This window comes from Shewanella sp. DW31, from assembly GCF_015767295.1.
GTDB lineage: Bacteria > Pseudomonadota > Gammaproteobacteria > Enterobacterales > Shewanellaceae > Shewanella > Shewanella oncorhynchi.
In genome coordinates this window covers 1-19,511 of the sequence record NZ_JADWMP020000012.1, presented here as the reverse complement: position 1 = coordinate 19,511, position 19,511 = coordinate 1, and the positions used below count along the sequence as shown (strand labels likewise).

Annotated in this window: 12 protein-coding genes and 1 riboswitch; of the genes, 7 read left to right on the top strand and 5 right to left on the bottom strand. The window is 43.8% G+C overall.

The window, feature by feature from the left end:
* Positions 1–231: 231 nt before the first annotated feature.
* Positions 232–1,077: an FAD:protein FMN transferase gene (locus GWI56_RS11515; RefSeq protein ID WP_198572961.1), complete on the bottom strand. Its 846-nt coding sequence runs from the start codon at positions 1,075–1,077 to the stop codon at positions 232–234.
* A 723-nt stretch (positions 1,078–1,800) separates the two neighbouring features.
* Between GWI56_RS11515 and GWI56_RS11510 the strand changes: the two genes are divergently transcribed.
* From GWI56_RS11510 to GWI56_RS11495, 4 genes are all read left to right on the top strand, one after another.
* Positions 1,801–3,132 carry a Na+/H+ antiporter NhaC family protein gene (locus GWI56_RS11510; protein ID WP_113939862.1) on the top strand — a complete coding sequence of 444 codons (1,332 nt, stop codon included), beginning with the start codon at positions 1,801–1,803 and terminating at the stop codon, positions 3,130–3,132.
* Positions 3,133–4,020: 888 nt separating this feature from the next.
* Positions 4,021–4,764: a 23S rRNA pseudouridine(2604) synthase RluF gene (locus tag GWI56_RS11505; RefSeq protein ID WP_198572960.1), complete on the top strand. Its 744-nt coding sequence runs from the start codon at positions 4,021–4,023 to the stop codon at positions 4,762–4,764.
* A 275-nt stretch (positions 4,765–5,039) separates the two neighbouring features.
* On the top strand, positions 5,040–6,146 hold the full coding sequence (locus GWI56_RS11500; RefSeq protein ID WP_168824937.1) for a carbohydrate porin: 1,107 nt from the start codon (positions 5,040–5,042) through the stop codon (positions 6,144–6,146).
* Positions 6,147–6,219: 73 nt separating this feature from the next.
* Positions 6,220–7,818, top strand: a complete 1,599-nt coding sequence (locus tag GWI56_RS11495; protein WP_168824935.1) for a methyl-accepting chemotaxis protein — start codon at positions 6,220–6,222, stop codon at positions 7,816–7,818.
* 158 nt (positions 7,819–7,976) lie between these two features.
* On the opposite strand, the gene GWI56_RS11490 is transcribed toward GWI56_RS11495, so the two are convergent.
* The 3 genes from GWI56_RS11490 to gbpA form a co-directional block, all read right to left on the bottom strand.
* On the bottom strand, positions 7,977–10,133 hold the full coding sequence (locus GWI56_RS11490) for a S46 family peptidase (RefSeq protein ID WP_198572959.1): 2,157 nt from the start codon (positions 10,131–10,133) through the stop codon (positions 7,977–7,979).
* Positions 10,134–10,401: 268 nt separating this feature from the next.
* Positions 10,402–11,577: an aromatic amino acid transport family protein gene (locus tag GWI56_RS11485; RefSeq protein ID WP_198573013.1), complete on the bottom strand. Its 1,176-nt coding sequence runs from the start codon at positions 11,575–11,577 to the stop codon at positions 10,402–10,404.
* 562 nt (positions 11,578–12,139) lie between these two features.
* Positions 12,140–13,585, bottom strand: a complete 1,446-nt coding sequence (gene gbpA, locus GWI56_RS11480; protein ID WP_198572958.1) for an N-acetylglucosamine-binding protein GbpA — start codon at positions 13,583–13,585, stop codon at positions 12,140–12,142.
* 123 nt (positions 13,586–13,708) lie between these two features.
* Positions 13,709–13,808: riboswitch (cyclic di-GMP riboswitch) on the bottom strand.
* A 410-nt stretch (positions 13,809–14,218) separates the two neighbouring features.
* Here gbpA and GWI56_RS11475 point away from each other — a divergent pair.
* Positions 14,219–14,773 carry a TMEM165/GDT1 family protein gene (locus GWI56_RS11475; protein ID WP_131524629.1) on the top strand — a complete coding sequence of 185 codons (555 nt, stop codon included), beginning with the start codon at positions 14,219–14,221 and terminating at the stop codon, positions 14,771–14,773.
* Between the two features lie 50 nt (positions 14,774–14,823).
* Here GWI56_RS11475 and norR read toward each other — a convergent pair whose 3' ends face one another.
* Positions 14,824–16,431 carry a nitric oxide reductase transcriptional regulator NorR gene (gene norR / locus GWI56_RS11470; protein ID WP_242068390.1) on the bottom strand — a complete coding sequence of 536 codons (1,608 nt, stop codon included), beginning with the start codon at positions 16,429–16,431 and terminating at the stop codon, positions 14,824–14,826.
* Positions 16,432–16,657: 226 nt separating this feature from the next.
* Here norR and norV point away from each other — a divergent pair, with 226 nt between their 5' ends.
* Positions 16,658–18,187 (top strand): anaerobic nitric oxide reductase flavorubredoxin, encoded by a 1,530-nt coding sequence (gene norV / locus GWI56_RS11465; protein WP_198572956.1) that lies wholly within the window; start codon positions 16,658–16,660, stop codon positions 18,185–18,187.
* Positions 18,180–19,346: an NADH:flavorubredoxin reductase NorW gene (gene norW, locus GWI56_RS11460; RefSeq protein WP_198572955.1), complete on the top strand. Its 1,167-nt coding sequence runs from the start codon at positions 18,180–18,182 to the stop codon at positions 19,344–19,346. Before norV ends, norW begins: the two co-directional genes overlap by 8 nt.
* Positions 19,347–19,511: the final 165 nt, after the last annotated feature.

Here is a 19,511-nt window from a genome sequence, read left to right as displayed (position 1 = left end):
AGTGCCCAATGTAGGCACTCTTTTTAATGGAAATAATACCAAGCAAAGCTTGAAGACAATAAAAGCCCACAACCGTATGCAAGTTGCAAATAACGGTAACGAAACCCAAGTTGTATCGATTCACCCGTTAAAGTGCGAATAACAGTACTAACTGTTTAATGTTAACTCACAGTAATGATTGAATTTCTAATTCAATCATCTGCAAAAGCTGTAAAACAGGCAAAAGATACATCAATCAAAACTGACTAATTGCCCACCCAAGTGAGCAATTTTTTCAGCGGCCAAGTCGGGATTAAGATAGCCTGCGACTTTCGTTAACGCATCGGCGCGCCAAGCAAAAGAGGCTCTCACACTAACAATACGCTCGCTTTCAGCATCGACGTTCGTATCGGCAACATTGCCAGTTGGCAGTAATAGTGCAGGGTAATCATGACTTAAAGTTTGTGAGACCCGTGAGCTGGCGAGCGCCATATTGCTAACGCAGAGCTTTTGGCTCGCTCCTAATGGACCGCGGCACACTACATTTAAAGATGCACTGCCAAAAACTTTTAAATCGCCACCCGCATTGACCCAACCTCCGCTCACGCCAGCGCGACGCAGCTCACTCACTGCCATATCAACCGCATAACCTTTAGCTATACCATCTAAGGTTAAAATTAGCGGTCTAGCTAATCGCGCTTGATTACCTTTTATTTCAATATCTTGCCAGTCACCTTGCAATAACAATGGCATACCAAGGTAAGCAGGCAAAGCGCCGCGAGACATCATTTCGCCGCCAACGGTACAATTGAATAAGTTGTTGCTCGCCTTACCCAGCCCCTTAGCCAACTTGAGCACTCGTAAACTATCTTGGCTTAACGTTACCCAAATTCCCGGCTGCCGATTTAACTGATTTAACTCGCTGTCCTGTTGATGGAAGCTCAGCAACCGCCCAATATGGGTCACACGCGAAAAAGCCGCGCTAATAGCCGCTTCCAATGCTTTATCTTTAAGTAGTGCCTCACCGCTTTGATTTGGCAGTGACTCGGCAGCGATTTCCACCAGCGTTCCGAGTAATGGCTTAGCGCGACGTATCATGATAATACCCACTGTAGTAGGAAGATCTGAGGAATCAGCAATAAACGCTTCATCCAGTTAAATTTAAACAAAGCACTAAGAGTAATTAACATAATTTGTGCGGATTCTATTAAAGTCTCTACTTCAATACAAATTGTTGCCATTAGTTTTTATGGGGATTTTAGATGCTTGAAACTGTTTTACATTTAAAAACAATAGATTGCTTATTAAGGTTTTATTAAAGTTATTTGACGTATCATTGCTATCACAACGCTGCACAAGCGAACTAAGTCAATACGTCCCCAAATAAGCCCTATTGATTAATGCCACTCATCATTTACGTTATTTATGCTGGCTTACCCACCAACAACTCACACTAAATGGAGCGATAAATAGCCGGCTTACTCCATCACACCAGTCATCCGCTTAAATTTTACGCTATTCCGTTCAGTTGAAATACACGCTAAATCAGATATAAATCCTCTAAGCCAACCTGAACAAAAACTATTAAAGTATTGATTAATAATTAAAATAAAGACTAATTCTCATCTTATACAACCTATTAATAACCTATCGATCACAACGGAAGTAAAAACATCTAGACGTCTAAATTGACAGGTTATCAGGGATCAAATATGCTTTGCCTCAAGTTGCTAGGATACGATGCCGCGGCAACACTGAATTTAAGCGAGTTTGACTGCCAAGGATCCTGCGGAAAAACCCTAAGCGAAAGAGAGATAACATTTGAGCAATCCAACAGCAACACAGCACAGCCCGGCATCTTTTATTGCCCTGTTGCCATTATTTGTTTTCCTTGGTCTTTTCATTGGAGCGGGTGTGTATTTCCAAAGCCAAGGTGTCGACTTTGCCTTCTATCAATTACCCAGCGTTATCGCTATTTTACCTGCAATCATTCTGGCGTTGATTTTATCAAAACAGAAATTAAATCAATCGATTGATACCTTTATTGGCGGTATTGGTCACAGCAATATTATTGCAATGTGTTTAATTTACTTACTTGCAGGCGCCTTCGCTGCAGTCGCTAAAGCCACTGGCGGCGTCGATGCTACTGTTGCTCTTGGTTTATCGTTAATCCCATCGAACCTGTTACTACCTGGTTTCTTCGTGATCGCCGCTTTTATCGCAACGGCCATGGGAACCTCTATGGGGACAATCGCGGCTGTCGCTCCCATCGCCCTAGGCGTAGCCGACCAAGCGCAAATCGACTATGCACTGATGGCGGGAGCCGTGATGTCTGGCGCCCTATTTGGTGACAACTTGTCGATTATTTCCGATACCACAATTGCAGCTACGCGCACCCAAGGCTGTGATATGAAAGATAAATTTCGTGAAAATTTGATTTTCGCTATCCCCGCATCACTGCTAACTTTAATCGCCTTTGTATTTGCCGGACAAGGCCAAGCAGAATTAGCAACGCAGAATATCGATCTTATTAAGGTCATTCCTTATCTGACCATTTTGATCTTAGCTGTGGCAGGTCTGAACGTATTTGTGGTCTTGACCTTAGGTATCTTATTAGCGGGCGCAACCGGCCTGTTTACTATGGATTACGGTGTGATCCAATTCGGTAAAGATATTTATGCTGGCTTTAGCAATATGCAGGAGATTTTCATTCTGTCTATGCTAGTGGGTGGTTTAGCCGCACTCATGCAGCAGCAAGGTGGCCTTGCCTTTGTGAGTAAACAGATTGAAAAGCTGATCACTCGTTTCTCCAAGGCACAAGGTGAAGCTTCATGCCGTGCTGCTGAGCTAGGTATGGCAGGTATAGTCGCAGTGACTAACTCTTGTGTGGCTAACAACACGGTTTCTATCGTGGTGACGGGTGATATTGCAAAAGACTTAGCAGAGAAGCATGGCGTGAGTCCAAAACGTGCCGCCAGCATACTCGATATTTTCGCCTGTATTATCCAAGGTTTAATCCCGTATGGTGCACAGGCACTCTTGATTGCTTCGACCTTTAGCATCACGCCATTAGCAGCGGTATCACACGCTTGGTACTGTATGATTTTAGCCGTAGTGGCTGTTGCGATTGTAATTTTCCGCAAACGACACTAAATGATATTTGAGTTGCATGAGTAAAATCTAACGTTTATGACAAGGAACGCACTAGGCGCTCCTTGTCATTTTAAAGCCCTCTTTTGACGAAAAGCATCAACTCGCTTGCCTTCATTAAACAATTCAGGCAAGTTACCGCATTCAATGTGGTCATATCCCGTCAGTATATTTTTAGTCCCCCATGAATCCTCTTTATCACCAAGAACCAAGTTATTACGATCTACATCGTCTTATTACATGGTTGATTGTAGGCGCAGCCTTTATTAGCGCTTCTGGAGTTTTAATTGCTATTTATGCTGAATATCAAAACGTTGGAGTTCAAGTCTTACAAATACGAGCTGATTTTTTAGGTAACTATATCAACTCACCCCTCGCTTATGTGTTTAATTTAAGCTTATTGGCTGCAGGGCTCTGCATACTCATTTCAATGACCGGGCTCTACTTACTAAAACTGGATACGTTCAGCCAATGCATAGCACTTACAGGTGCTTGGGTAGGAGTATCTGTGATTTTGATGGGAATATTCCCCATTAATTTTTTGAGCATACACAGAATAGTTTCAACGAGTTATCTATTAAGCACCCTCATCTTACACAGCCTTGTGATTATAGCGGGGATAGTGCCTCGGTTTATTTGCCCAAAGCCACTGTTCTATTTGAGCCTGATCAGCTTTTGTAGTGCAGTGAGTTTAACCCTGCAATTAGATTGGACAATATTGGATTTCCCTCCCTGTGTGCCCCAAACACACTTTTGTACTGTTTCAGCCAATATGTGGCTCCAAACTAACTTGAGTATTATTTGGTGTTTAAGCCTAGCCTTTGCAATGCGGCGCCTATCAAAAATACTGTATCATCGCGCCCAAGAACGCCAAATACTTTAGGGTAATCCATGCGCTTAGCAAAATACCTCGCCCAGTGTGGCATAGGCTCACGCCGTGAAGCCTGCCGTTTGATTGAGGCTGGGCGCATCACACTCAATGGCGGTATCGCCCGCCACACAGGTCCCATCTGTTTAGACGAGTCATTACACTGCCTCGACCGTATTGAGTTTGATGGCAAACCTATCACTAAAGCCGAAACACTCGCCTATTGGGTATTTAACAAAGCTGTGGGCACAGATTGCCGTCTGCTTGAGCAGGATGAAACGAGCCTCATACACCTGCTTCCCAAAGCGCCAAGACTCTACCCCGTCGGCAGGCTCGATAAAGATTCCCGCGGCCTGTTGCTGTTAACTAACGATGGCGAGCTGACCCATAAACTGATGCACCCCAGTTTTGCCCACAGCAAAACCTACCATGTGCGTCTCGATAGGCCATTCGCAGATGATTTTGTTGAGCAAATGGCCAATGGAGTGAATTATAAAGATGTGCAAACCCTGCCCTGCCAAGTTCGCCGCCTCAGTTCGGACAGCTTTGAAATCGTGCTGACGCAAGGCTTAAATAGGCAAATTCGGCGTATGGCCAGCGCCTTACGCTATAAGGTTATCGACTTACAACGCGTCGAGCTAATGACGCTAAGGTTAGCGATAGAGGCGGAAGACTCTTGTACTGAAGCAGCATTAGCAGAGGGAGAAATGCGACCACTCACACTAGATGAAATTGCAACGCTAAAAGCCGCGCTGGCAATAATATAGGCGGTTGTATGCTTCACCCTAGCGGCACTCAGAGAAGTCTTGCGCTCTTTTCACATCAGTCTTTAGTATCACTGTAGCCACTTCGTACGATGTGCCTTACTGTTCTTAAAAAGTGGGAGCATTACCAAGTGTCGCACTATTTTGGTGATAAGACGTATTTGGCGATAAGAGGTAGACAACTCTTTCATTGCTAGAATCACATCCGTCTCATTTCTCTGCATATTTTACAATCCTACCTATACTTTTAATTCATATGAAGCGAATGGATTTGCCTTATGCTGAAAAAGTGCTTTTTTACCATAATGTTGCAGTTGACGATTGTGAATGCGATGGCGGAAGAAAACTCCCCGTATACCTGGTCGAATGCCCTTACACTGGAGTCTGTCACCAATCTTAAAGGAGGGATCGCAGAGGGAACACGCAATCTCGCAAATTTGGATTTAACCTTAGCGATCGATACGCAAGCTGCCAATTGGTCGAATAATGGCAACATCTTTATTTATGTCTTAGGTAATTATGGAAAGGCGCCCTCTGATTTGACTGGCGACTTACAAACCATTTCGAATATTCAAACCGATAATCATCTTAAACTCTATGAATTGTGGTATGAGCATAGTTTTGCAAATGGCGCGGTTAATTTATTGGCAGGCCTGCATGATTACAACTCAACCTTTTACACACTTGAATCTGCGGGACTATTCACAACGTCATCTTTTGGTATTGGTCCAGAAGTCGCTCAAGTAGGCCCTTCCATTTTTGCGACAACCGCGGTAGGAGTTCAACTAACACTTGTTGGTGAACATCAATATCTCTTACTTGCGACATACGATGGCATTCCCGGCGATCCTGAGCATCCGCATGGTACTCACATTAAATTTAAACAATCTGATGGTTTATTCAATGCCATTGAATGGGGAATAAAAAATGAACATTCCTATAAATTTGCCATCGGTGCATGGCACCATTCTGCAGAAATAGAAAATCCCGTTGACGAGAATATCAGTGATTCAAATAGCGGTTTTTATTTAATTGGCGAAAAGAATATTAACGATAGATTGACCGCTTTTTTCCAATATGGACGAGCTGATGCCAGTAAAAATCAATTAGCATCCTATCTAGGTATCGGGTTCACTCTAAATAATATTTGGTTTGAAGAAGATACCATTGGTTTAGCCTATGCTTCTACTCAAAATAGTTCGCCATTCTTACGCGTAAATACTGATTTACTCTTCAATGAGAATATTTTAGAGCTGAGTTATTTATGTCCAGTCACATCTTCAGTGAGTATGCAAGCCAGTTTGTACGGTATTGATAATCCAAGTATGTCATCAGTGCTAGATAACGCATTAGCATTTGGAGTGCGAGCTTATATTGAATTTTGAGCTAATAAATTAATCGTAGATGACGCTGTAAAATTAAAGTTTGTGGATCTATTAAGGATTTTAGGGACAGCATATGAATATTAAACAATCAATTATCGCGGGTTTAGTGGCATTTTTAATATCTATCGGTATTAATACCTATGTGGGTTACTCAGCGACAGTACAAATGTCAAACATGCTAACCTACATCACAGGTCCGGCTTGGAATACGGCCGATGGTGCCATGGAGGGGCAGATAGAGCTTGAAAAACAAATTATTGTTATTAACCGTTTACAACAAAAACAAATTGATCCAGCCGCAGCTCGAACTGAAATGGATGCCGCCATTGAAGCCGCAGAAGAAGCCTTAGGGCGAATGAAATCACAAAACTTGATAGAGCCTCAGCAAGTTAACTCATTAAACCATCGTTTAGAGAGTTTTAATCATATCCGCGAAGTCATATTTTCAGCCTTGCAAAGCGGAGATGTACCAGAAAATGATATTAAACAATTTAATCAACAAATAAGTGAACTGTTAGCATTTATAACCAGTTTAGAGGAAGCTGCTGATAGTAAGGTAGAGGGGGAATCTAGCCAAATTGATTCCATTGTTACCAGTGCAAACACAAAGTTAATATTAGGTTTTATCGCCTCAGTGCTTGTCGCTGTATTTGTGTATTTCATGGCGCTCAAATTAATATTGACCCCGATAGCGGTAGTAACTGATAAGTTGGCTGATTTAAGCATAGGGTCTGGCGATTTAACAGTGCGATTACCCAATGCCAATGCAGAAACTGAAGTTGGACGCTTAGCTGACGCATTTAATGGGTTTATACAAAAATTACAAGCCTTGATTAGTAAAGTCCAACTCAGTAATCACTCTCTCATCACCGCTAGCACGCAAATAAGCCAGTCCATTACCACAAGTTCACAGGTTGCTGGCGCACAGTTACAAGAAATAACTCAAGTTGCAGATGCAGTAGAAAAAATTTCTCACTCCCTCAATCAAGTAGGTGACTCCGCCGAGGGTGCAAATAAAGCCTCTGAACAAGCAGTCTCAAGCACTTATACAGGTAATCAGATTGTCGTTTTGGCTCAACAAGGAGTCGCTCTCGTTGCCAGTGAGGTAGATAAAGCCTCACAAGTCATTTCAAGTTTGGTTGCCGACAGTCAAAATATCAGCGCCATGTTAGATGTTATTCGAAGTATCGCAGAGCAAACCAACTTGCTAGCACTCAATGCAGCTATTGAAGCCGCGCGTGCAGGAGAAACTGGGCGCGGTTTTGCCGTAGTCGCGGACGAAGTTCGCAACCTTGCATCGAGGACACAGGAATCCACCAAATCCATTGAAATCATCATCACGAATTTATCTTCCGGTTCAGCTAAAGCTGTAGATGTAATGAATAGTGCACAGAAGCAAGCGTTAATGATAAAAGAACGGATCGGAGAAACTTCTGATGCGTTTGCAGATATCATCCGCGTTGTTGATCAAATAAAAATCATGAATGGAGATATTGCCCGCGCTTCAGAAGATGAAAAACAAGAGATGGCACATATAACTTACAGCATTTCAAATATTCTAAAACAAGCCAAAATAAATCAGCAAGCGGGAGAGTTAGCACAAACATCACAGCAACATCTGGAAGAACAAGTGGAGATGATTGAGGGGTTACTAAAGCAATTTAGAACCTAAAGTTACTGCGCTCTAGGAATAAAAAATAGCGATAAACATTATGAGTCTATCGCTATTTTATTGTCTTGTAATTCCTGCGTGCTAATCGAACAAAAACACGCTTAAATGCAGCTCATCTAAATCGTCCTAAGCCACAGTATTCAAGATGCGGCAATGGATTACTTAACGATTTCCATCTCAGCTAATAAATTGTCGGCATGATCTAAATACTTCATTACCCACAGCATATAACGGCTGTCGACATGAATAGAACGGTTAATCTCGTTATCAAATGCCCAACCGCCGATAATGCTTTCATACACACCGTCGAACAATAGGCCCACTAATTCAGCACGGCCGTTTAAGGTCGGTGAGCCAGAATTTCCGCCAGTAGTATCTAAAGTTGATAAAAAGTTTACTGGTACAGAATCTATTGATTTCATATAGAAATCACCATATTGCTTCTGCTTAATCAGCTCTAACTCTTTCTTCGGTGCATCGAATGGGTCAACACCCGTGTCCTTTTGCACTATGCCTTCAAGGCGAGTGAATGGCACGGCCACTAAACCGTCTTTTGGCGAATAGCCTTTCACATGGCCAACTGTGACACGCAGGCTAGAGTTAGCATCGGCATACACAGGCTTACCCTGCTCAAGGTTATAGGCAATAATGGCATCCATATATTGCGGACGCACCTTCATTAGTTCACCCGCTAATTCTTTTTCTTTCTTTTCTTCGGCCATATCGGTGTCATACATAGCGACAGCGAATTGAATGAAAGGATCTTTAGAGGCTTTAAAATCGGCAACGGATTTGTCCATCCACGCCAGACGAACGTCTTTCTTACCTAACTCAGTTTTGGCGTACATTTTATCTAAGGTTTTCGAAAGCTTAGCTTCACTAAACTTTTTATCGATACCAAAGGCTTTATCCAATGCGGGTAGGCGCTGATCTTCTGGCAGTGCGGCGTAGCGTTTTAGCATGTCGAGCAATACCGCTTTATCAACGCTTGGCGCATAACGACGGTCAATACGCTCCATGCTGGCTTTTAGACGTGTCATATCACGATCTTGGAAGCCCGGTTCACGCTGCATATCTGGCAGTTGTTTCTCGTTCGCGAGGCGATATAAGCTGCGCGCCGTCGGCAACATAGTCGTGCTGCCTATGTAGCTTAAGATCATGTCACGCTCTTGATGCGTTTTGCCTTTGGCAATCAAGGCATCTAATTCCGCTAAGGTTTTACCGTATTTCGCTTCACGACTGCTGTCTTTGGCAATCCACGCCGCCAGCTTAGCTTCGAGGGCTTTACGGTCAGCCAACATGGTTGATTTGCCGTAAAACTCGATCATCGAAGTGAAGTTTTTCGCGTAATTAGCAAGGCCAGCAATTTGACTCTCGTACTTAATACGCTCGTCGCTGCCCTCTGGCGCGGTTTCTTTAATGATTTCAATAAAGCGTTCACGCAGCATTTTGCCTTCGGGATAAGCCCACTCAAACTCATTTTGAACTTCAGTGGCTGTGCGATATCTGTTGGTGCGACCTGGGTAGCCTGCAACCATCACAAAATCACCCTCACTCACGCCTTTAGCCGATACTTTTAAGAAACTTTTTGGCTCGTATGGCACGTTGTCAGCACTAAATTCTGCGGGTTTACCCGCTTTAGATACATAAGCACGGTAGAAAGAAAAATCGCCTGTGTGACGTGGCCACATCCAGTTGTCTACATCGCCGCCGTATTTACCCACGCTCGCGGCTGGGTTATAGACTAAACGCACATCACGGATTTCCAGTTGTTTAACCAGATAATATTCGAGACCACCGTGAAAGCTATACACTTGGCAACGGTAACCATCTTCTTTTTCACATTCAGCAACTAAGGCTTTCTCTTGGCTTTCAACGCCTTGATAGAAGGCGCTGCCCACTTTACCTTCAAGCCCGTTTTTAACTCGTTCAGTGACATTAGTGACATCTTCAGTCACATAGACACGTGAGCCAGGGGTCGCAGGTAATTCATCGGCGAAGGTCTTAGCTAAAAAACCATCCTGCAGCAGATTTTTCTCAGGAGTGGAGTTGTATTGAATCGCCCCATAGGCACAGTGATGGTTAGTCACGACTAGGCCCTTTGGCGATACAAATGATGCAGTGCAACCGCCGAGACTTATCACAGCATTCATCGGGAATTCGGTGAGTTTAGAAATCGATTTTGCATCAATTTCAAGGCCTTTTGCTTTTAGCTCATCAGCCATAGCAGGCAGTTGATGAGGCTGCCACATACCTTCGTCAGCCTGTGCGCCAAAACTAGCGGCCACGGCAACTGTGAGTAACCATTTTTTCATTGTGTTAAGTCCGTTTTATGTGAATGAAGCCACGCGCAAGCTGGGCCATTTTCTCGTTTTAATAGCATTGTTTTAATTTTAAATAACTGTGCTAAAACCCAGCATCACTCGCTTTAAAACCTAAAAAGCAAAAAGTCAGGCCGGGGCCTGACTTTATCACATGCGACACTCTCTATAACAGACTCTGAAAAACTCGCTTACAAAGCAAATACATTTAATCAAAGTTACTCAGCCGCGTTCGCTAAAAAGCCCCACCTATCACAATGAATTAGATCCCAACAAATAGTTGGGCACCCACAATCACTGCACCTAACAAACCAGCAATGACTAATGCAACAGAGCCGCCAGACACTTGATAACCTCCCAGCTGCGACTGACGTTGACGCAGTGCCATAACAATTGGCAAGAAGATGATCATCACGACCAATGGTACGGCCGCAAATCCCAGTACCGCCACAAAGCCTTCAGGCAAATACAAGGCACACAAGACAGGCGGAATAAAGGTCAGTAACCAAGTTTGAATACGGCCGGCAAACGTTTCTTTGGCACGAGTTAATTCGGCGATAAAGTCATATAAACTTAAGGTCACACCGAGGAATGAGGTCACTAAGGCTAAATCAGCGAATAATGAAATACATTTGCTGATCCAAGGCGTATGAGCAATATCCTGCAATGCCGTGACGAGTGAAGGTAGTGAACCTTCAAAACTATTCACCTCATATCCGCCTACTGTGCCTAAAGTCACCAATAACCACAGAACATAACAAGCAAGTGGGATAGTCGAACCGATTAACAACACCTTACGCAGTGATACCGCATCACCATCGAGATAACGCACTAAAGTAGCGATACAGACGTGGAAACCAAACGAAGTAAACACCACGGGAATTGCCGCCATCCAATTGCTGGCCATAGACTCGGCAATCGCGCCAGTTGCCATGCTAGCAATACTGACTTCGGGCAATAAAAATAATACCACCACCACGAGCAATAGAATCATTAACGAAAATAGGAAACGTGAAACTTTATCGACCCAAGCAACACCTAGCGCCGCAAAGCCACCGAGCACCAGTGTAAATAACAACACTGCGACTTGATTATCGAGCACGATATCGAACATGTTCTTCGCTTTAAGCACTAATAACGAAGAGCCGCCGGTGAGATAAGCCGCGGTCAAGGCAAATAATAAACTCAGGAAAGAAGCACCTTGAATTATTTGACCTTTTTTACCCAGTAACTTACCCGTAATAGCATGCACGTTATCCCCCACGCCAGTGCGTAAGTTAATTTCGAGCATAAGTAATGAGGTATAGGCGGACACGCCCCAAATAACGACGAGTAACACTAAAGCAGGGATAATACCTAAAGCCGCTGTGGCTAAAGGTAACGCTAACATACCTGCGCCAATGGCCGTCCCGGCAACGATGGCGATCGAGCCTAACATTTTTGAATTCACACAATAGTCCTGTTCAATAATTAATTATTATTTTATTTGAGTAAGATTTGAACCGATAAAGCCTTGCGTCTTAAATCGAAATAAGCGACACATCACTTAAAGCATCCAATCAGATCTCGACCTAGCAGATCAATTGGCCCCAATAGCTTTTGAATGTTTCAACCCAGTAGCCATTGAGGCTAACTAAATCGATTATTGAAAAATGGCATGACTTTCAATTGTGATAGCCCAAATTAATGTACCGATATAAGCATCGATTAAATAGATAGTTTGGGACATTAACAGAGCCAAACCCAGTGGGCAAGCCAGTTGTGAACAAAGAAGGGTAGCAAACGGTACGGTAACAACTTAATAGCGCTGTGATAAACGAAAATATACAAGCCAACAAAATCGCTACCTTTGTTGAGAATACCTGTAATCTTGTATTAGGCTCGAATCAAAATAAAGCCGGTCTTTTTCCATCCGATGCAGACAAAAAGGGCTTAAACACAGTGAATATGTTTAAGCCCAATCACATCATGTTGAGAATTGATTAGCTCAAAAAGTTAATTTACAGCTCAGTCCACGCCATAGCCCAAGAAGCGCCAACACCTGGCTCAAATCCTGTGGCAGAAGCCGACCACTGCACGCAATAGCCGCTATAAGGGAATGGCTTACATTGATACACTTTGCCATTTTTAGGCTGTAACACTGTAGTACCTGCAACGTAACCTTTCACGCCTGCTGGGAATACAAAATCAGCTTCTGGTGCAGGAGCTTGATCCTTTAAGAAGAGATCAAAGTTCTGCTGAATAACATCACCTTGTTTAGGCTCAGCTTTTACCTGCAAATGATAATGCCCAGCTTTAGGCTCAACAACGTCTAACACTAAACTAGCACTGGTATTGTTAACAGTTTGGCTCACAAAACCTGACGCGGTGCCATCATGGCTAAACAAATACGCTGACACTAGCATCTCGGCGTTACTGCTCACATCAAAGCTGACCTTCGCCGCACCGTCGATAATTTGATAATCGTCAGCAAGTGAAGTGACTTCTAGGCTGTTGCCCGGAGCAGGTGCTAAATCAAATCCCACTTCGACACGCTCAATACCTGAGTTTTTCGCTGTAAAAATGTCGTTTTTGCCATACACAGGCTCAATCACACCCGATGCATTTTTTTGTCCCGCTTTTAACTGGGACTGCTGGGCATTAATCGCGCTTGCTAATAGGAAAGGCCAATTTTGTTTATCACCTTGAGTCGCATCGCTAATGGTAATGACTGTTTGCTTAGCCGCTTGCTCACCATTGGCGTCAAACACCCGGGTCATCACTTTATCGCCTGCTTTTAGATCGAGTGACGGATTGATATCCCCCACATCTTGCCATTCACTCGGCACAACAGGACCCGAGCCCAAGTTCACATCGATAGCATTGTAGAAACTATTCGTCGTATCTCCCACTTCCCACACGGCCAAGATCACTTGATAACCACTGCGACCTTCTGGCACGTAGCAGTCATGGGTCACTAACTTAGGCGGCTGTTCCATACCACCATCAACTACGCAAAAGGGTGCTAAGTCAAAGCTCGCTCGACTCAAAGCTTGGTTTGGGTTCCAATCTTGGCGAGTTAAATAGTAACGCCAATTACGGGTGACATGGTTTGCTGTGAACTGCCAACTGAACTTATTCCAGCCCGCTTTAATATCCGTCTTTGCCCAACGGCTCGGACTTTGTTCATCCAAAGGTGAAAAAGCACCATTGCCAGCACTCGCCAATTTGCCATCAGCAGGACCTGATTCAGGAAAACCCGATGGCCCCTCAACACTTTGCGGCTCCCATTGCACCGCACCACAATTGGCATTTTTACCTGTTTTACAGGCATATGAACGCGATTCAGGTGCCACAACATAACCGTGCGCCTGCGCAGAGATACTCACAAACGCATTCGTCGCCATTACTGCCGCGGCCAATAAACTCAATTTAGAAATAGGGGAAAAAACAGTAGGATTTGCCACTTTAATGCACTCCATTGATTGCCTATCATCCTAAACATAATGATAGGCTTAGATATAAAAGTGGTATTTGGGCAAACAACAGCATTAAACAGCAGTCGTTTATCTTTCACAGAAATCGAATTCTGCGGCAACTCCGCTATCTTAGTTCACTAAAAAATCCATTTACAACCTTAGACCGGAAGCTTTGCGTCCTAACTTTTCAATTAGTTTGCCAAATACAGTCGTTATCATTGAGTCACTACGAGTTAACAGTATGTAACTAAGTAGAAATGACTTGGCTAAATTAGCAACAAAAGACAACGTTGTCAAAAAATAATTCATTTATATTCATTAAGTTACAGAATGTGAATCGGTATTTTTCTGACACCCGTCAAACATTTATCAGCACCTACTGTTATAAACTCGTGCTTGAAACTAAATCTTACCTAGGTATAATGCCCACCTCGCTTCGGGGGAGTAGCTAACTGGATTTCGAACCATCGTCATCTAGGGTGAACATCAACATACTTGGCAACATGCCATGGTGTTCACAGCAAATCATAGATTTGCCCAGCAAGACCTGAGCACAATTACCGCACCTAGGGGTGGACGGTTTATTGTGCTTATGTCATAACCACCCCTAAAGGATCACACTTGGAAGCCCTACTTGCCTCAACCTTTACGGTTGCTATCGCCGAAATTGGTGATAAAACTCAATTACTTGCACTAATCCTCGCCGCAAGATTTAAAAATAAAACCGCCATTATTTTAGGTATTTTGCTGTCGACATTATTTAACCATTTTGCCGCCGCTTGGATTGGTCAATGGGCCATTAACTGGGTAAGCCCAGATCTTGCACGTTATTTAGTGGCTGCGTCCTTCTTCGCGATCGCTCTTTGGGTGTTAATCCCAGATAAAGTCGATGCAGAAGAGAGCCGTTTCTATAAAATGGGCCCCTTTCTCGCTACCTTTATCCTGTTTTTTATCGCCGAAATGGGGGATAAAACGCAAATCGCAACTGTGGTATTAGCCGCAAAATACGATTCATTAACTATGGTGGTTGCAGGCACAACCTTAGGCATGCTGCTTGCTAACGTACCCGTAGTGATCGCAGGCCACTTCAGCGCCGAAAAATTACCTATGTTGTGGATACACCGTGGCTGCGCGGTATTGTTCGCACTCTTAGGCGTAGCAACACTGTTCTTCTAAGAATCGAGGCTGTGGTTTTGCTGCAGAATAAAATTTCTTCACGCAATATTTTATTCTTTTAAACCTAACCGTTTTGCAAGTCGGTGCAAATTACCTGTATCGATTTGCAATATTCTTGCACACGCAGCCCAATTTTGTTGATTCGCGGCTAAAACTTGACGAATAAGTTGACGCTGATATCTCTCAGTCGCCGCCTTAAGCCCCAGTATAACACTGGAATTATCTTGCGATTGTCGCTCACGACAGGCCGACTCAGACCTAAATGCTAATTCACTGGCTGGCGTTGCGGCATCTGATGGCCTATCTTCGTCGACTGTTCTGTGTGCTTGATTCATCAAAGAATCGAGCTGAAAATGTTTATCACTTAAGCTGATGTAAGCCGTTTTTAGCTCGGCTTTCGCCAACACCGCAGCCCTGTGTATCGCATGCTCTAGCTCACGCACATTACCCGGCCATGTGTATTGCTCTAATAACTGCTGCGCTGCGGGTGTGATATTGATATGGGTGAGTCCTAACTTCGCTTTACAACGTTCAAGAAAAAAACCTGTCAGCATAACAATATCTTGCCCACGCTCTCTTAATGGTGCTACGTGGATAGGAAATACGCTCAACCTATGGTAAAGATCGAAACGAAAGCGCCCTTCCGTTGCCTCTTGGTGCAGAATTCGATTAGTGGCAGCAATAATCCGAGTATTAACTTTTAGGCTCTTATCACTGCCCACTCGCTGTAATTCACCGTATTGTAAAACCCTCAATAACTTAGCTTGCAGCCCCAAGGGAAGCTCCCCGATTTCATCTAAAAACAAGGTCCCCTTGTCAGCGAGTTCAAACTTGCCTTGCCTATGACTGATTGCCCCCGTAAATGCCCCTTTTACATGCCCAAATAACTCGCTTTCGGCGACGGACTCAGGCAATGCAGCGCAGTTTAAATAGATAAGTGATTTATCGGCTCTGGTCGATTGATTATGTATCGCCGCGGCCACTAACTCCTTACCCACGCCAGTTTCGCCAGTAATTAATACCGATAAATCAGTGCCTGCCACGGCACTTATCTGCTGCTTTAGCGATTGGATCTGTGTGGATTGCCCTATGATCTCCTGCTGACTAGCAGGACGATTGAGCACCTCAGTTCCATTGGAAACTTCAACAACTTGGGATTCTAGCTGTTGCATCAATAACGCAGTATTAAGACTGGCTGCGGCCAGTGCGCTGATCACACGCAACTCGCTATCACTAAAACCATCAAACTGATGAGGGTTGAAACCATCAATGGTGAGCGCCCCAATTAAGCGATCGTTCGCGATTAGTGGTAAACCAATGCAAGCATGTACATGTAAGTTCGCACTATGATGTGGAATTAAACCATCATACGGATCGGGAAGTTCACTGTCGGCTGGGAAACGAACAACATCGCCAGCACGGGCGATAGCCTCTAATCTCGGATGTTCACTAATTTGAAAACGCCGCCCTAACACTTCGGCAAAGAGCCCATCTATCGCCAAGGGGACAAATTGCTGCTCCCGAAATGCCAATAATGCCGCAGCATCACAATTGACACGCCGCCTGACCACTGCCAACAAACGCTCAAATCTGTCTTGCGTCGACACGCCGACAGTTAAATCTAAGGCTAACTGAGTTAAATCAGCATGGGCACTCATAGCACATCCACAGTCAAATAAAGTCATATTGACAACAGTGTAATGTCAATTTGACCAATATCAAATTGTCATTATGACACCAATAAGTGATTCCAAATGTTGAAATACGTTAATGCCAATAAAAATCAACACGTTAGAATGTTGGCATAGTGAGTGCAATAAGATATTTAACTAAATAAGCAAGATTTACGTAGCGCATTCATTATTAATTATCACAGGTGTATTTATGACTATTCATGTAAAAAACAATATCCACTGGGTGGGTCAACGCGATTGGGAAGTGCAAGATTTTCATGGTACTGAGTACAAGATAACTAAAGGCACAAGCTACAATAGCTACCTTATCCGTGAAGAAAAAACCGTGTTAATTGATACAGTTGATCATCGTTTTAGCCAGCAATTCTTACAAAATCTTGAAGCTGAAATTAATTTAACCGACATAGACTATATTGTGATGAACCATGCAGAGGAAGACCACTCAGGCGCCCTGACTGCATTAATGGCCAAAATTCCTAACACTCCAATTTACTGCAGTGAAAATGCGGTCGACTCCATTGTAGGACATCACCACCACCCAGAATGGAATTTCATTACCGTAAAGACAGGGGATAGTTTAGCGATAGGCAATGGTAAGCAACTGATATTTATCGAAGCACCTATGTTACATTGGCCAGATAGCATGATGACATACCTCACCGAAGATGCGGTTTTATTCAGTAACGATGCCTTTGGCCAACACTATTGCGACGAACATTTATTCAATGATGAGGTTGATCAAAATGAATTAATGGAGCAATGCCTACGGTACTACTCAAACATTTTAACGCCCTTTAGCAGCCTAGTGACGGCTAAAATTCACGAAGTATTAAGCTTTAATTTACCTGTAGATATGATCGCAACTTCACACGGCATTGTGTGGCGTGATAATCCTGCCCAAATTATTCACCAATATTTAGCTTGGGCCGACGCTTATCAAGAAGACCGCATCACGATTTTCTACGACTCTATGTCCAATAATACTCGAATGATGGCCGACGGTATTGCTCAAGGTATTCATGATGTTGACCCCAATGTAGCAGTAAAAGTGTATAACGTCGCACGTCATGATAAAAACGAAATCCTTGCACAGGCATTTAGGTCAAAAGGTATTTTAGTCGGCTCATCCACAATGAATAATGTGATGATGCCTAAAATTGCCGCCATGCTTGAAGAAATTACGGGCCTGCGTTTTCGCAATAAAAAGGCGGCAGCTTTTGGTAGTTATGGCTGGAATGGCGGCGCAGTCGATAGAATTCACACTCGTTTGATGGATGCTGGTTTTGAAACCTCGGTGGGATTAAAAGTCAAATGGCGTCCCGATCGAGATGCGATGCAAGAATGCCGTCAGCACGGCCAGCGAATCGCGCGAGAATGGGCATTGCGTCCCCTCGATAGCGCGAATAGTCGCTCTATCATTAATCAAGTCATGTCAAAGCCTAGCCAAGCCACCACAGCCAGTCAAATAGCTGAAAATACTGCTACTAATAACGTCCCTATGACTGCACCTATTGCAACAAAAGCGTGCGAATTAAATGATACACAATCAATGATTTGCACCGTTTGCCAATGGGTTTACGACCCTGAAAAAGGAGAACCTAATCAAGATGTCATTGCTGGCACACCTTGGACTCAAGTGGCCGAAGACTTCCTCTGTCCCGAATGTGGCCTAGGTAAAAGCGTTTTCGCTGTCATAAAAAATGAGGTGACTAATGTCTAAACCTATCGTCATTATCGGCAGTGGATTCGCGGCATATCAGCTAGTCAAAACACTGCGACGTTTAAACCGCGAACAACCGATTACAGTTATCACAGCCGACTCTGGTGACGAATACCATAAACCAGATTTAAGCCATGTGTTTAGCCTTAAAAAAATGGCGTCAGACCTCATAAAATTGACCGCGACTGAATTTGCACATGAGCAACAAATTGATGTAATAAATCACTGTGAAGTCATAAAAATAGATAAAGTTCGTCAGGTAGTCTGTTGCCATCAAGGACGCGAAATTGCGTACAAAAAATTAGTGCTTGCCACGGGTGCACGGCCCTTTATTCCACCTATAGAGGGCGATGGCGTCGATATCATCCACACAGTTAACAGCTTAATGGAATATCAGGCCTGCGAAGCAGACATCCATGGCGCGAGGAGAGTACTGGTTATCGGTGCTGGTTTGGTCGGAGTTGAACTGGCAATGGACTTAGCAACTGCAGGTAAGCAAGTGTTTTTGGTCGATCCACAAGCGAGCTTAATGCCGAATATGCTACCCGAAATGTTAAACCACAAACTGACCGCTGTACTAAAGCAGCATAACGTCACAGTGCAATTGCAAACCCGAGTCAGCCAACTGCAACACCAAGATGGCAGTATCTCTGTGTGCCTAGATAATGACCAGCGGTTTATTTGTGATGCGGTTATCTGTGCAGCGGGACTTCTCCCTAACAGTCAACTTGCCCAGCATGCAGGGCTAGAGGTCAATAAAGGTATCGTCGTTAACGAATGCTTACAAACCAACGATGCCCATATTTATGCGCTAGGTGACTGCGCCCAAATCAACGGCCAAAATAGGGCCTATTTGCAACCTGCGTTACTGAGCGCCAATGCGCTGGCGAACACATTACTGAACCAACCGACAGCAGTGAATTTTCCCGCCATGCTCATTAAAGTGAAAACGCCACTGTTACCTATACAGCTCAGCGGTATAACAGTGAATGGCGTCCATCGCTGGCAAGTCGATATTGATGCTCAAGGAAGCTGTATTAAAGCATTCGACGTGGATGAAAAATTTATAGGATTTATCGTAACCGAGGATAAAATGCAGCAAGCATTTGGATTGTTAAAGCAGCTAAATAGCCCTAACGCGGCACTCATTGCAGCCTAAGAGCACATTAACGAGAATGTTAATATTGTTGTCGCTGATAATAAAAACTGAGTAGAGGCTTTCTACTCAGTTTTATCGTTTCTACTATTTAACCTGAACTCGGGATAAGAAATGTTGAACTAATAGCCCTCCAAGTGATCGGATCTTTCGACCAAGAGAAACCCC